At 41.9% G+C, this 15300-nt stretch carries 13 protein-coding genes; 12 read left to right on the top strand and 1 reads right to left on the bottom strand.

From position 1 onward, the window contains the following. Positions 1-4: 4 nt before the first annotated feature. Both K7G75_RS10560 and K7G75_RS10555 read left to right on the top strand, forming a co-directional pair. Positions 5-244 (top strand): acyl carrier protein, encoded by a 240-nt coding sequence (locus tag K7G75_RS10560; RefSeq protein WP_222984215.1) that lies wholly within the window; start codon positions 5-7, stop codon positions 242-244. Positions 245-267: 23 nt separating this feature from the next. Then, entirely contained in the window at positions 268-696 is a 429-nt protein-coding gene (locus tag K7G75_RS10555; RefSeq protein WP_262420328.1) for a hypothetical protein, read from the top strand. Between the two features lie 9 nt (positions 697-705). On the opposite strand, the gene K7G75_RS10550 is transcribed toward K7G75_RS10555, so the two are convergent. Further along, positions 706-1218, bottom strand: a complete 513-nt coding sequence (locus tag K7G75_RS10550) for a YceI family protein (protein ID WP_222984214.1) — start codon at positions 1216-1218, stop codon at positions 706-708. 331 nt (positions 1219-1549) lie between these two features. On the opposite strand from K7G75_RS10550, the gene K7G75_RS10545 reads away from it, so the two are divergent. The 10 genes from K7G75_RS10545 to K7G75_RS10500 all read left to right on the top strand — a co-directional run bounded on the left by K7G75_RS10545 (position 1550) and on the right by K7G75_RS10500 (position 15114). Next, positions 1550-3211 (top strand): phospholipase D-like domain-containing protein, encoded by a 1662-nt coding sequence (locus K7G75_RS10545; RefSeq protein ID WP_222984213.1) that lies wholly within the window; start codon positions 1550-1552, stop codon positions 3209-3211. Between the two features lie 217 nt (positions 3212-3428). Then, complete coding sequence (locus tag K7G75_RS10540; protein ID WP_222984212.1) at positions 3429-4244, top strand: helix-turn-helix transcriptional regulator; 816 nt, start codon at positions 3429-3431, stop codon at positions 4242-4244. A gap of 59 nt (positions 4245-4303) precedes the next feature. Continuing rightward, on the top strand, positions 4304-5392 hold the full coding sequence (locus K7G75_RS10535) for a hypothetical protein (protein WP_222984211.1): 1089 nt from the start codon (positions 4304-4306) through the stop codon (positions 5390-5392). A gap of 307 nt (positions 5393-5699) precedes the next feature. Further along, entirely contained in the window at positions 5700-7715 is a 2016-nt protein-coding gene (locus tag K7G75_RS10530) for a metallophosphoesterase family protein (protein ID WP_222984210.1), read from the top strand. Between the two features lie 331 nt (positions 7716-8046). Further along, complete coding sequence (locus K7G75_RS10525) at positions 8047-9150, top strand: type 1 glutamine amidotransferase domain-containing protein (protein ID WP_222984209.1); 1104 nt, start codon at positions 8047-8049, stop codon at positions 9148-9150. A gap of 97 nt (positions 9151-9247) precedes the next feature. Continuing rightward, positions 9248-10297, top strand: coding sequence for a helix-turn-helix domain-containing protein (locus K7G75_RS10520; RefSeq protein ID WP_222984208.1), 1050 nt, complete (start codon positions 9248-9250; stop codon positions 10295-10297). Positions 10298-10624: 327 nt separating this feature from the next. Further along, on the top strand, positions 10625-11275 hold the full coding sequence (locus tag K7G75_RS10515) for a hypothetical protein (protein ID WP_222984207.1): 651 nt from the start codon (positions 10625-10627) through the stop codon (positions 11273-11275). Positions 11276-11327: 52 nt separating this feature from the next. Next, on the top strand, positions 11328-12374 hold the full coding sequence (locus K7G75_RS10510; protein ID WP_222984206.1) for a lipid A-modifier LpxR family protein: 1047 nt from the start codon (positions 11328-11330) through the stop codon (positions 12372-12374). 260 nt (positions 12375-12634) lie between these two features. Continuing rightward, entirely contained in the window at positions 12635-14089 is a 1455-nt protein-coding gene (locus K7G75_RS10505; protein ID WP_222984205.1) for an amidohydrolase family protein, read from the top strand. A 71-nt stretch (positions 14090-14160) separates the two neighbouring features. Next, entirely contained in the window at positions 14161-15114 is a 954-nt protein-coding gene (locus K7G75_RS10500) for a hypothetical protein (RefSeq protein ID WP_222984204.1), read from the top strand. Positions 15115-15300: the final 186 nt, after the last annotated feature.

Here is a 15300-nt window from a genome sequence, read left to right as displayed (position 1 = left end):
CCTTATGGAGAACTTTGAACGACTGAAGGAAATTGTGGCGCAATACCTTCCCGATGATGTTGATGCCGACAAGATACAATTGGACAGCAATTTCACGCAAGAATTGAACATCAATTCGGCGAATTTGGTGGACATTGTGCTGGACGTGGAAGATGCATTTAACATCCAATTGGAAAATGATGATATGGATGGCATGCAAACGGTTTCCGATGCATTGAAAATTATAGAAAACAAAGTGGGTTAAGCCATAAACATGAAATGAAGGCCATGATGGACAATTTTTGGATTTGGGCAAAGCCCAGGCTCGCTGTGGACAAAAAACTCTGGATCACCTATTGCATTGTTTACTTTGCATGGGGGATGGGCATGAACTGGGTCGGTCAACAATTGGAAATCGCCAGATTCACATTTTGGTGGCAGGTAATCACATGTTATATACTCTATATGGTTCCCATTTCACTCCTGCTGCGGGGCTTGCCATTTCACCAACAATATGCTTATGGCCTGGTCGCCATGGGACTATTGGAATTCGGGGGATATGCCTTGGAAACTTCATACGCATATCCAGACAATCTATTGGACCACCTTTTCAACGAACGGAACTTCAGTTTGGGAATGGCCCTGTTTTTTGCACTTTATTTCCCTTTGGGCAATGCTTTGGTAAGCAAGATTTATGGTTTGTTCTTTGGAAAGTGAGAGACCTTTTCACTGGTCGTATAGCTCCAATTCAAAATACACATTGACAAGATTGTCTTCCCGTTCCTTTTTGATATTGATATCGAAATCGGATGAATAAAGCGCCCCTTTGCCCTTTAGTTTTTGACCTGCTTGTTCAAAATCAATGCGGAAGGATTTTGTAATCCCTTTCAAAGTCAAATCACCAGATACCAACCAAGTGGTTCCAGATTTTCGGACTTCCTTGCTGACAAATGAAATTTTGGGATGGTCCTTTACGGCAAAGTAGCGGGAACTCCTAAGCGACCAATTGCGCAAACCATTATTGGTGTCCAATGTCTCGGATTCAACGGAGCCTTCAAATACTGAATTCGCAGGACTTTCCCAGTCAATTTTTGATGTGGATTCAAATCCTTCAATGGTCCCCTTCACATTTTTGGATGGAAACTCAAAGGTAATCTTGGCATTTGAAATCTTCGCCTCTTGGGCAGCAGGCCAAAATGTACTTGAAATCGCGAGAAATAGTAATAAATAATGTTTCATATTGTTTTATGCTCCAAACACGTTTCAATATACGCAGACCAAGCATACCAAATCAATGGATTTTGCTTTTATTTCCATATTAAAGCCAAAATGTTTGCTGGCTGAGCATAACAATGGCCGGGTCATGTAACAGGGGTTGATTGCTTCCTTCAACCAAAAAAGAAATCCATAAGACCATAAAAACCCTAAAAAGTCTACGGTTTTTCTATAGTCTATTCTGCCTTTCAATCCTTATATTTAGGAATCGAGAATCCCGTCTTGATTTCCCCCGAAGACTTTCAAACAAATGGCCATGTCCTGCCTACGGAGATGGTGAATAAATTTATATGCAATGAGAAAATCCAAAACAAACAATGGCTTTACACTGAATGTAATATCAGGAACCTACGTGGTAATGATGGGATGGCACTTGCCGGAAAATCAGTGCGATGGGCTTTTGGGATTTTCAATCCATAGACAGAGCCCCACCGAGAATGAGGCCTTTTTTTTGAAGGGAATGAAGGTGTTTCCTGAAACCGATCCCGGTTTCCCTCCAGGATCTATGTACGAAACCAGCGCACATCCCATCCAAGGGTTTCAATGGTCTGATTATTCCGCCAAACCAGGGCTATCCTATACATACACCATAACTGCCCTAAAGGGTACACCGGCAAACCTACAACCATTCAGCTCGGTGTCCGTTGAAATCACCACGGAAAGCCCTGAAAATGGCAATCAGGATATCTATTTCAACAGGGGTATAGCCGCTTCACAGGAATATGTGCGACGGTTCGGGGACCTACGTCCAGAAGAGGTGCCCAACAACAAGGCTTTTGAATGGTTGTCCCGAGGGTTGTTCGAGGCGCTGGAGACCTATATAAACAGTTGCATTCCGGGAACGGACGAACTGTATATTGCCGCTTACGAATTCTATTACGATAAGGTGCTTCAATTGATTAAGGATGCCATTGACAGGGGTGTAGTGGTAAAATTTGTCTATGACGCGCGAAAGGACAGTCCAAAGCTGAAGAACCGGGAGGCCATGGTCAATTTTGGATTGGATAATTACGCATTCAAGTTTGAAAGAACCTCGCCAAAATCCTACATTTCACATAACAAGTTTATAGTGAAAGTGACCAATGGTATAGCGAAATCGGTATGGACAGGTGGCACCAATTTTTCCGAAGGGGGCATTTATGGCCATTCCAACGTGGCCCATGTGGTTGAAGATGAAGCCACCGCCCAAAAGTTCAAACAGTACTGGGATGCGCTAATTGAAAAACCCGAAAAGAGCAGCACCCTAAAACAACGGGTGACGGACATTTCGCCACTGCCCACTGGAACCCTGACCAACGGCACCCACACCATTTTTAGTCCTCGAAAGGTCATTGATGCTTTGCATTGGTACGCTGACCTGGCCAAAAATGCCACAGAAGGACTGTTCATGACCTTTGCCTTCGGGATGAACGATGTGTTCAAGGAGGTATATGAAAACGGCCAAGCACCATTTAGGGTTGCCCTGTTGGACAAGCTGACCAGGGGATTTAAGGACCCGAATGACAAAATCGCCGAAGAAAACAAGATGCAGATGTTGCGCAACAAAAAAGAAAACGTCTTTGCCGTGGGCAATTTTGTGCGCACCCATAAGATTGACGGTTGGCTAAAGGAGAAACTGACCAACCTTAATTTTCACGTGCGCTACGTGCACAACAAATTTATGCTGATAGACCCCTTGTCCGATACGCCAATTGTGGTGGCAGGTTCGGCAAACTTCAGCAGTGCCTCCACGCTAAAGAATGATGAAAACATGGTAGTGGTAAAGGGCAATACCCGTGTGGCCGACATTTATCTGGGGGAATTTATGCGCTTGCATACCCATCACGCCTTTCGGGAATCCCTTGCGTGGCGAAAACCCAATGACCCACCCAGACCTTTGAGCACCGGAGATTGGTGGGAAGATTACTATGGGGACACGCCCAGGGCCATTAGACGGAAATTTTTCGCCCGTATTTGATTGATCAATCCTTTGTTTCACATAATCCAGGGTTAGGAATAGGCTGATTCTATGTTGGCTGGTTGAAAATCCTCAACCCAAACCTTGCCTAACAGAAATCGAGAGGTTTTGGTTATGGAATTGGGAAAGGTGTAGTTTGTTCAATTTTAAATCTACTCTTTGCAGAACGCCTGGAATAGTCCAATTAGTTGTAAATTCCCTTATGAAAGCCAAATAGATGCGTGACCATGCCAGTTTAGAGCCATTGAATATGGCCCAAGGGGAGTATTTTGGAAATTCCATTTTCAAGAAGAAATCGGAATGGTTCACACTGAGCATATCAGAATATGATCCCGAAATGCACATAAAACCCCATGTGCACCATAATGGCTATTTGAGCATATTGGTTCGGGGCGATTATACTGAACAGGGATCTAAACTAAACATGGATATTTCGGCTGGAAATGTATTGTTCAGACCTGCGGGATATCATCATAGAAATCAGTTCCATGGGCTTGGAGGGAGGTGCTTTGATATTGAACTACTCCCGGATTTTTCTGATTTTCATTCTTTTAAGACCCCACAGCGTGTTGAGCAATACAAAATTGGATCTTTTCCTTATTTGTACAAACTATACCTCTCGTTGCTCCATGACCTTAAAGCGGTGGACATGGAAGAATGCATCATCAACTGGCTGGCCGAAATCAATGGTATTGAATCGGGCAAGGTTGGATTTGGATGGATTGGGAAAACAAGGGCCATATTGGATAATGAATTGGGTACTTTTCACTCGCTGGCCAAACTGAGTGAAAGGGTACATGTGCATCCTGTATATCTTGCCAGGGGTTTTAAGCAACAAACGGGGCAAACAATAGGGGAATACCAGCTCGCTAGAAAGCTGGAAGGCGCATGCAAGCTGCTATTGCAGACCCATAAAACCATATCGCACATTTCGTATGCCAATGGTTTCTATGACGATGCGCACTTTATTAGGTCGTTCAAGGCCAGTTACGGACTGTCGCCCCATCAATTCCGACTTCGCATAAAAAGTTAATCTGATACAATTCTACCTCGGTTCATTCACCTTTTTTTGTTTTTTAAACTACAATGAAATTGGGAAGAACCGCAATTGCCATACTATGTTCGCTTGCCTGCACGTGCTCCATGTGGTGCCAACAGGAAACGGAAGGGACAAAATTAACCTATCGTCAGATCTATGCCTATGGTATGGACGCCAATTTGCCACCGGCCCTGGAGTTGGTGAGGGAGCATGCCGTTGTGGATGAAAAGGATGTCGAGTTTAAAGAGCGATTTCTAAAACGCTTCGGCAAAGCAAATGACGAAAGTATGTATGCATCTTCAGGAAATGATGAAATTGATGAACTTTTAGGGTATTTCCGAGCGTATTGGCGCATGTCCATGCTGGACCCCGAAGGCGATTACATGATGGAACTAGGGAGGAAGGTCATGCCTTTTTTATCCAAAAACTATCCAATATTCAAAGGGCCCCAGCAACGTGACAGTCTGGGCAATTTTCTAGCTGATTTTATACGATCTAAAGGCTTGCATACCACTTCCCAAATCAATCCGCAGGGAAGGCTAGTTGACATGATGATCTGGAAAGACCAAAAAGACACCCTTTACCATGTTAAGCTTTCAAAAGTTGAGGATGTCGATGTACAGGTGGTTATGCTGGATGATTTTGTAACCTTGGGTTGGATGGAGTATGCAACGCTTGGGGCTCATCATCCAGGGGGTTGGACCACTGAAGAGGCCATTTTCTGTGTGAGAAAGGCCTATGATTTTAGCACCGAGGATTTCCTGGTCAGCCTTTTGGCCCATGAAGCTAGGCATTTTGCTGACAAGCAGGTCTTTGAAAACCTATCCGACCAACAATTGGAATATCGGGCCAAGTTGACCGAATTGAGTCGGGCCAAAGAGACCGCATACAATCTAATTGGATTCTTTACCCAGAATGCAAACAGTAAAAGTGAGAATGGGCATCAATTGGCAAATTATGAGGTGATTCGAAATTTTTCAGAGCATTTTTTCAATACGGAGTTTCAAAATGCCCCAGAAGAATGGAAAAAAATACCCGTAAAGAAAATAAATAGGTATGCAAGCAAGTTATTGGCAAAAAACACCTTGGCATTGAGGCAATCCAACACAAAACCTGATGCACTGCTATCGGAGCGGCCATAACGACCACACCTATCCTTTGTTTTGTTGAACCGGTTGGTAGTATTGAAGCTAAACAAGCATCCACAACTTCACGTAGATGGATTAAGTCACAGCAAGTATCCACTCGAATAATTCTCGAAAAAAGTAATAGGTTTCTTGTTAATATTTCTTACATTTAAAAACCCCTTTGATTAATCCCTACACATTTTAGTTCCCTTTTTTTGATGACTCGGTCTACGTCCTAAACCGGTAGGGACGTTTGATATAACTATTTGAAAAAACACCATTCCAACGAGGCATGGCTTTCTAACCAAAATTCAAAAAAAGTATGGAACAACCTCTTTTTACCAGGGTGCATAGCCGTGAGTTATCCCTTTGGCAGTCTTCCGTTGCGGAAGGTATCCGTAACCAATTGACCGCAGAAAACAAACCTGCCGCCATGCAGCATGTGCTTAGGCACCCCATGTCCATAGCCGCTGCCGCACATGTTTCCAAATTGCACGCAGACCCGGATTTTGTTCCCAACATTCCTTCCAAAGACGATGGAAGCCATGAGGCCCTGGTGTATAAATCGCATCTCGCATTCCAGGTCGGCGAGGCCATGGCTGCCAATAATACCGCCCTTGCAGAAGAGCTTACCATCACATATCGAAAGTTCAGCGATAAGGACTGGTCTGTTGGGCCACCTCCAACGGGATTTTTATCCTGCGCCACTACCTATGCAAAATATGCGATATTGTCCGGCCATCACATGACCTATAACGATTGGACCGTTCAGGGAAACAACAATATTGATTACGGAGTGATCCAATGGAATTTGCCCAACGATGCCAAGGTGGGTATTTTGGGGGATTGGGGCACGGGCCTACCGGATGCAGTGGCTTTGCTCCGCGATATGATGGTGCAGCATAAGCCCGATGCCATCATCCATTTGGGGGATATTTACTACTCGGGCACCCCGGACGAGTGCCATACCTATTTTGCGGATGTGTTCACCCAAGTGTTTGATGAAGTATTGGGCCAGGGCAATCGTATTCCCGTATTTTCCATTCCGGGAAATCACGATTACTATGCCTGGGGAGCGGAGTACTATAACGTAGTTACCAACCTTAACAATTATCCCGGGGGCGAGACTGCGATGCAGCCAGCCAGTTATTTCTGTCTGCGAACCCAAGATGGGGGATGGCAGTTTCTTGGTATGGATACAGGGTACAACGATTCCAATCCAGCCGACCAACTTAATGCGATTTATGCGGGGCCTTGGCTTCAAAATACGGAGATTGACTGGTTGCAGGACAAGATGGAGCGTTTTGATGGCGCCAGCATTGTTTTGTCGCACCACCAGGTATTTTCTTCCAATACCGCCTTGAACGGCAAGTATTCGGTATTGAACACTGTTCCTTATTTTAACCCCTACATCTACAGGGTATTTTCAGAATATATGCCGAGCAAGGTAGCGGGATGGATTTGGGGCCACGAACATAATTTTGTGATGTACCAGAACAACCTGCTCGCCCTGGCAAAGGGTAGGTTAGTGGGCAATAGTGCCTATGAAGAGCTCACCTCCATTGATCCATACAAAGTAAACTACCCCCAGATACCTTATCTGGTAGGGGAGCCGGCTTACGACCAGTACAAATTGGGGACCAATGCCGACAGCAATGGCATTACCTATTACAATCATGGTTATGCCATACTTGATTTTGGCGGGCGTGCCACGCCAACGTCTCCGGTACAGGCCAGCTACTACCAGTTTCCCGCTTGGGGAGATGTGGTCCCACCCAATCCCGTAAGCACCCTGTTGTTCAGTGAGTCCTTTGCGTTGCCGCAGCCACCGCCGGATACGGGTAAAAAAATCGTATCGCAGCAGTCGCTTTTTCTGATCAACCAAGACGGTATGACGGTCCAAAAGGCCTACCATGGCTCGTTCAACTACAACTATCCTGTGCTGCAGCCCATAACGCCCGTCAATACCAATGCGGTGCCATTGATTGTTACAATAAATTCCAATGGAGGTGGGGATTTTTTACAGGATGGTAACCTGATTAATTTCCATTCGGAGGAAGGCGGTCTTGGCCTCACCAACTTCATCACTGCGGGCAAGCTGCCATGGCTCTATTATGATTTGTGGCAAAATCCCGGTTATGCCATCCAACAGTGGAAAGTGCACAAAAAGAATCCGGGGGGCGATGTATTCGTTCGGGTAGGGGACCCTGTCTATTTGGAAAGTGTGGCCTACCCTGGGCAGTACTTAAAGCCTGTATATGCCAAAAAGTGGGGGCTGATTTATTTAAGCACAGCTACCGGGATGGACTTTTTCTGGAAATTTGGTACGGCTTTGTGATTGGGCCGGAGGCTGTTATAGTTGAGATCATATAAAATATCGGGAATCACCGAGCTCTCCATTATTTTGATGGAAGTGGAGGGTGTTGTGTTCTCTAGACAAGATGAAATCCGAGCTATTGATTTGGAATATTATAAGAAACGGACTTGTTTGAGGTGATGGAGATTACTTGAAATCTCCGCTTGGCTTTTCGAGAAACACTTTGAATTCAATCGTGTTAACCCTTCTAATTGGACTTGATAAATATTTATTTCACTGATGGAATTATCATTTCGAAAGCTTTTATGCAGGATGCGGCCTTATTTTGTGACCTCATTCTAAAATTTAAATGATGCTTAAGAAATATCCTATACTAAAATGGAGCTTGATCAGTCTTGTTTCTTTACTGTTGCTACTGTTCGGATTTGGTTGGTGGTTCATGAGTTTGATTCCCAAAAAAGAAGAGCGCGTTGACTTTACAACGACGAAGCCTAGCGAATTAACGTACCTCACCCAAAATGTCCCCCCAAATAGGGGAAAGGTATTGGCCGTTGTAACCAGTGCGAAAACCATGGGCAATAGTGGCAAGAAAACAGGTTACGAACTTACTGAGCTATCAAGGGCCTATTATGTATTTCAGGCCAACGGATTTGAAGTAGATATTGCCAGTCCCAAAGGGGGTGAACCTCAGGTCATCATCGATGATGAGGATATGGGAAAATATGATTTTGCTTTTTTGAACGATAGCACCGCCCAGCGCAAGGCCAAAAATACTGTTCCGGTTGACCGAATTGTGCCATCCGGCTATGAAGCGGTGTTTTTTGTGGGAGGCAAGGGCGCCATGTTCGATTTCCCAGAAAATAAAGCCATACAGCATATTGTTCGTGAACTCTATCAGGCGGATAAGGTAGTCGGTGCCGTTTGCCATGGACCCGCAGCACTTGTAAATGTTACCTTGGATAATGGGCAGCATTTGTTGCAAAACAAAACCGTTAGCGCATTCACCAATGAGGAAGAGTTGTTGTTGATTCCAGAAGCAGCCGAGGTATTCCCTTTTTTGTTACAAGATAAATTGATAGCCCAAGGGGTTCAATTCAATGAAGGTGCAATGTACCTGGAGCAGATTAGCCATGAGAAGAACTTGGTGACCGGTCAAAACCCATGGTCCACTTGGAAGATGGCAGAAACCATGGTCCAAGAAATGGGTTATACTCCGAAATACCGAAAATTGACCCCCGAAGAAAATGCGGTGGAGGTATTGAATACCTACGAAGCTTCAGGCTCACAAAAAGCAAAGGCATTGATTGATACGATGTATCGGGATAAACACGTGGAACTCGAACGCATCCTCATCGCCAAGCATAGCTTGATTGCGGGTATGCAAGGCGATATCCGTCGGTTTTTTGCATTGATTGGCCTTACTTCACATGCCAAAAAAATGGCGGAACGCGGATAATCATTAAACAAGGCATGCAATACTGTTTGAATTCGACTTCAGGGGTCAATGGGACTTGGCGAAAGAAATATTTCTATTTTAGTCAAAACGTTGACCCTTGAAGCTTGTAGATGTAGCATTGATCATCCTTAGTAGTGCAGGGCTGCTTCACGGTATGCTCTTTGCACTGTATCTCTTGTTTTTTAAAAAGAAAAAAAGCCAATCGAATGTTTTTCTAGGTCTTATCCTGATTTTCATGGCATTTCGAATTGGAAAATCGGTGTTGCTGAATTTTGGGGAAGGGCTGGAGCCCATTTTTATTTTTATTGGGCTTACCTTTTTATTGTTGATTGGACCACTACTGCGTTGGTATGTTTTGAGTATGACGCTTCCTTATTTTAAAGTGCCCAAAAGGTTCCTATGGGAATTGGTTCCCTTTGTTTTGATTTTTGGCGCAAGTCTATTTGTGACCCGAGTATGGTATGAGAACAGCGAATGGGTCATCGTTGTATTTTCGAGCGGACTTATTTTTATCTACCTCCATTTGGCTTTGTATATAGGTTTGGGATGGCTGGAGTATAAGCGGGCAAAAAAAGAACATAAGAAAGAACACCGTACCAAATCACAAAAAGCGGTGTTCCGGTGGCTAAAGGATATACTCATTGGCTTTATCTTGATTTGGTGCACTTATGTATTGAATATACTGGATAATGCCGTGCCCTATGTCATAGGACCCTTGGTGTATTCCTTGGTTATCTACTTTTTAAGCTATAAGGCATTTCAATTGAAGATTACCGACATCGACGGCGCGGTATTTAAGGAGAACAGCAATCAATTTCTTTTTACGGCAATTGATGCACTTGTGGTGGGTGACAAACTGTACTTGAGGTCGGAAGTGTCTTTGCCCATGCTCGGTGAAAGACTTAGGAAAAGTACCCAGCAAATATCTTCGGCGATAAACGAATACGGCAATCGAAATTTTAACGACTATATCAATTTTTATCGTATTCGAGACGCTAAAGCGATGCTTTTGGATAAGGAAAATGACAAGTATACTATTTCCTCCATTGCTTTTGATGTAGGTTTTAGCAGTCTATCTTCCTTCAATACGGCCTTTAAAAAGTTTGCGGGCACCACGCCATCCAGTTTTCGAAAAGCTCGGACCTAAATCAAATACAGAGGTCAAGTGTCGTACCGAACTCGCTAACGCATCTATCGAAGCTCGCAGCGCGAGGTAGGAGCGAAGGGGAGGCAAAGCGAGATATGCATGAATTCCTCATAAAAAGCTACCCATAATGCCTAAAAGGGTGCGAAATTGCAGAAAAACCCCAGAATTTTTAAGGTTTTTCTACAATACAATTTAACAATCTATTTCTATATTGAAGAACTCCAAATATTCACTTACTTCCTTTTGTTTTCTCCCCCAAACAGAATACCTATTAATGGTTATTTCATTGATTATTACTAAGAACTAATTTTCTTAAAAACTTGAATTATGAGAATACTTAGAGATTATTGGTGGTTACTTCTCACTCTAGCAGTTATCACCTTGTTATTCATTATCCGATTTGAATGGTTTGAAGTTGCGTTGACTTTTGTTGACGATCCATATGTGGCCATTGGAAAAGTTGTACTCAAACTGGTAATCGTTGGAGCCTTGTTGGACCAACTAATCGCTGTCTTTTTTCCTGAGAAAAAAGAAACACAAGAAGAACGCGTTCGTGCGGAATCGGCTTTGACAATTAGCCGTGAGAAAAGAAGAATTTTGAGAGACGAAATATTAAAAGAAAGAATGGCAAATGGTCAGAACTATGTCAATGTAGATTTATTCGATGATGACCCTAGACTTTTACCTTACGAAAATTCAATAGTTGATGCTACAAATGCAATAAATAAAATGAATGCAGAACGCGTTGGTTTCATACGCGTCGTAGCCTTTACCATCAGTCTAGTTCTTGCCGCGTCTGGCATCACGGTTATCAGGGAATTTTTGGTTGGTGCTAATCCTGAAGATTTCAACGTGAAATTGATTTTCTATCTAGACATCATCCTGACCGCTGCCTTGATTTCTGGTGGGACATCAGGTATTAACCAGTTTTTTAAAGTGATAAAGGATTCCTGGAAGGATAATGGTGTTAAACCTTGAAATTGGTAAATAAAAAGGATTTCTCAGATTTTAACGTCAACTCCAATGTAAAATGAAGTGCTATAAATATTACGTGCTTTTGTCATTCTTGGTGCTCTCCAATTTATTAGTGGCTCAAGAGCTTTTTGACTTCCAAATCTCATTTACCCATGAAAATGATTTTCTTGGCATTAGCAATCAGGATGACAACTATACCGGCGGTGCACAATTAGAATTGTTATTGCCCGAATTTAATTTTCCACAACCATTTTTTGAACTAGAAAATGGGACTAACTATCAAATTTTGGCTCTAGGGGGTACGGCTTATACGCCTCAGGATTTGCTAGCCACCGAAGTTGTTTTAAACGATCGGCCCTATGCATCTTTGACCTATATGATTTTTGGAAAGCTATCTATTGGAGAAGAGTCTAAATCCTTGCTAAATAGTCAACTCATTTTCGGACTTACGGGGTGGCAAGGACCGGGAGAAGCACAGTACTATATTCATGATAGAGGGTGGTTTGGAACAACAAGGCCAAATCCTAGGGGTTGGGACAACCAAATTGGATTCAATGGTTCCTTTGTTGTGAATTACAACATCCTAAGAATGCAAAGTTTCAATTTAAACTATAAAGACGATTTAAAAACGGAGCTTTTCAGACCAAGTTGGCTTATCGGGGGTGATTTTGGGAATTATATGATGAACCTAGAAGCGGGACTGTATTTAAATATGCTCAACATCAACTCATTTCCAGTATTTGGAGCGAACACTGGTGGCACTCCAATACTCCTGCGTGCCACAGAGACCTCGGGTACACCCAAGAAGGGAACTAAAGGGTTTCGTTTGCATCTCTTTGCAGAGCCTAAGGTACGATTGGTAGGTTACGATACCACACTTCAAGGGTTACTTTTTAATGACAATAGTCCATACACCATTGATTCAGGCAATATCAATCGCATTGTATTGGACTTCAAAGCCGGGGTCAAGTTGCTATTGGCAAATCGCTTCTTCATTGGATACAACCATTTCTTACGAACGCAAGAATTCAAACAGGGCAAGAATGTACACCATTGGGGAGGCGTAACGCTTGGATATACACCTTTAAAATCAATGAAATGACAAAAATTGCGGATTTACATTGCCATCCTTCATTAAAGCCGACCTTCAATGAAAAAATTGAAAATTGTTGGATAGAGAAAAAAAATATTGCGACACGAGCTTTATTTCGTGGTGCTGGACTTTCGGACAAACTTCGAAAAATTGCCATAGACATGTTTTTAAAAAACATGGCACGCTACACCCAATCCAATTTGGAGTCGTGCTTGAGAGGCAATAATAGGCTTGTATTTTTTGCCATTTACCCACCTGAACGACCTTTCATGAAACCTGATCGACCATTTAATCGGGGTACCAATGACTTACAGCAGGGGATTCTGAAAGGTATATTTTCACGATTAAGTATTGACGTCAAGATCATTCGTGCCCTGACCGGATTTTCCGAAACTTATGTCAAAGGGTTTTTAAAAGACATTTATGAGGCACCTGTAATCAATTACTTTGAAGAAACGCTCAAGGAATACGGTACCATACTCTATGAGCATAACAGGGAATACCAAATTACTGATTATTCCAGGCCTGTCAAGTTAAAATTGATTAATGATTTTTCGGAAATGGACACCCTAACCAATTATGAGGTGGCCGGAATAATAACGCTTGAAGGCGCCCACTTGCTGGCTAAATACAATAAAGAAGACTTGTTCAACGCAAAAAATATTGATGCCTTGAACACAGATGCTCAGGATGCTTTGAAACGTTCTTTTGTAGAAAACGTTAGAAGGGTTAAACAGTTGGATTTCCCTCCGTTTTTCATCACATTTTCGCATCACTTTAACAATCTGATATCCGGTCATGCTAAGAGTTTTAAAGACGCCGAAAATTTTTTGAAACCAGGGTTTAGCAATGTGTTCGATCAAAGCAATGGCCTTGATGATGGCTTTACGGAATTTGGCAAGGAACTGATAAAGGACTATTTGCTATCAAGAACTTTCCATAATCGTAGAATTCTGATTGACACCAAACATATGTCCCTAAAATGCAGGGATGAATTCACAAAAATGATCAAGGAGTTGCGACCTGATAAAGTGCCTATCATTTGTAGCCACACGGCTATCAACGGTATTTCAACACGAGCTGAATCAGCTAGGCGTAATGATACAAATAAGCTTGACAAAAAATCGTACGTGAGCCGATGGGATATTAATCTGACCAATGAGGACATTGCAGATATTTTTGACTCTGATGGCCTAATTGGTATTTGTATGCACGATGGTCGCATGCCAGGAGGAAGATTTAAAAAACTGGTTAAAGTAGAAAGTAGGGAAATGGGCAGTTCGATAAGGGTACAGCGCTTGCATACCCAGATGTTCTTAACTAACATTTTTCATGTTGTTCGCATTAACCTAGAACATATTAAGAAGTTGAACGCCCAAGATGGGGAGAACATTGATTCAAAAGAGGCATGGAAGACGGTTGGGTTGGGTACTGACTTTGATGGTATAATAGACCCTTTTGACCATTTTAATACCTCTGCCACCTTAACAGAGTTCAAGGCCAGGTGTGAAGATGCAATTCGGTATAATTTCGAAAACAACCAAGAGCGCAAAAAAGCCAAGGTTTTGTTCATTGGTGAAGATTATTCCAAGGCATACACCAAAGGCCAATTTAACGAATTGATTATGGGTTTTACACCTGAGGAGTTGGTTGATATGATCTTTTATGACAACATCGCAAATTTTTGCAAAAAGTACTTTACACGTGCCTATCTAAACAATTAATAGGTTTTAAGTGCCATAACCGACAAACTATGAACCAAAAGAGTAATAGAAAATCTAATTAAAATTTTATTATGAAGAAACTGTTTCAATTAAGGTTTACGCTTTTAATATTGTGTTCAATATACTCCCTGAATTCTCTAGCACAAGCCCCTTTTACAACCTTGGTTAAAGAACCTGTTTTACTAAAAAAACTAGAAAACGGATACGAAATGTATGATATTGAAGAACAATTGGGAAAAGTTAAAGCGGCACATAAGTTAAAGAAGGAAGAAGTTAATTTCAATATTAAAAAGGAATATGAAACTATATTAAATGAAGATGACGTCATGGAACCAACGAATGAAGTTGGATTTTTTAAAAACAGTTCTTTGGCATTGAACATACTCAGTAACTCGGAAAATAGGGCTTCAATTAATTCACAAGTGTTATTCTACAAAATAAATATCCTGACACCTGTTGACGAAAAGCCCAAAAATTACAAGTACAATATCCCAATGATGATTATTTCTAAGCTATCTACTAGTTATGATTCCATTAGTGGTTCTAGTGCTTTGGACGTCCTAGACTATGAAGCTGCACCAGTCACTTTGAGAATTATGCCATCCTGGAAAATTAGCAAGAATGAAACCTTTAAAGAACAAGTGCTTTTTGGTTTTTACGCTGATGCACGTGGAATTAATGTACAAAATATAAATGCTGATGATTATAGTGTTGAAGTTGTCGGATCTGCAGGTATTGGATTTACATTTACCGGAAACGGAGAGGCAGGTATTTATAATGAAGAAGGAAATTATGAAAAAGGAAACTGGTTAGTTTCTGCAATGCTTCAGGGGGCTGTGGGTGATGAGGATGTCATTCAAAGACTATTCAGTACTGATAAGGATTACGTGACCTCTTTTCAAGCGTATTTCGCTTTTAACATTTCAGATACTAGTAAGTTCAATTTAAAAATTGGATATCAACATTTCTTCCAAGAAACTATCGGGGGTACTAATAACAATTTTTCAATAGCTATAGGTATCTAGTGAAAACCTAGTATGATTTTCCTAATCCTAGAGATAACCAAGAGAATATATGAAATATATCACACATATTTATCGAACTGGGAAATAAAGGTCTTTACAAAAGGTATGGAGAAGTTAGGCGAATATATAATCTACAATCAAATAGAGAATTTCAAATGACTGGGATATCTCAACATTATGTCAAAT

It is taken from the genome of Flagellimonas meishanensis (assembly GCF_019880545.1).
Taxonomy (GTDB): Bacteria; Bacteroidota; Bacteroidia; order Flavobacteriales; family Flavobacteriaceae; genus Flagellimonas; species Flagellimonas meishanensis.
Note: the sequence above shows the minus strand (reverse complement) of the source record. Positions and strands in the feature narration are given on the sequence as shown.

Coding starts and splice junctions, on each gene's coding strand:
- K7G75_RS10500 (WP_222984204.1), top strand. CDS start 14,161: ATGAAGAAACTGTTTCAATTAAGGTTTACGCTTTTAATATTGTGTTCA.
- K7G75_RS10545 (WP_222984213.1), top strand. CDS start 1,550: ATGAGAAAATCCAAAACAAACAATGGCTTTACACTGAATGTAATATCA.
- K7G75_RS10525 (WP_222984209.1), top strand. CDS start 8,047: ATGCTTAAGAAATATCCTATACTAAAATGGAGCTTGATCAGTCTTGTT.
- K7G75_RS10555 (WP_262420328.1), top strand. CDS start 268: ATGATGGACAATTTTTGGATTTGGGCAAAGCCCAGGCTCGCTGTGGAC.
- K7G75_RS10540 (WP_222984212.1), top strand. CDS start 3,429: ATGCGTGACCATGCCAGTTTAGAGCCATTGAATATGGCCCAAGGGGAG.
- K7G75_RS10530 (WP_222984210.1), top strand. CDS start 5,700: ATGGAACAACCTCTTTTTACCAGGGTGCATAGCCGTGAGTTATCCCTT.
- K7G75_RS10515 (WP_222984207.1), top strand. CDS start 10,625: ATGAGAATACTTAGAGATTATTGGTGGTTACTTCTCACTCTAGCAGTT.
- K7G75_RS10510 (WP_222984206.1), top strand. CDS start 11,328: ATGAAGTGCTATAAATATTACGTGCTTTTGTCATTCTTGGTGCTCTCC.
- K7G75_RS10505 (WP_222984205.1), top strand. CDS start 12,635: ATGAAACCTGATCGACCATTTAATCGGGGTACCAATGACTTACAGCAG.
- K7G75_RS10560 (WP_222984215.1), top strand. CDS start 5: ATGGAGAACTTTGAACGACTGAAGGAAATTGTGGCGCAATACCTTCCC.
- K7G75_RS10550 (WP_222984214.1), bottom strand. CDS start 1,218: ATGAAACATTATTTATTACTATTTCTCGCGATTTCAAGTACATTTTGG.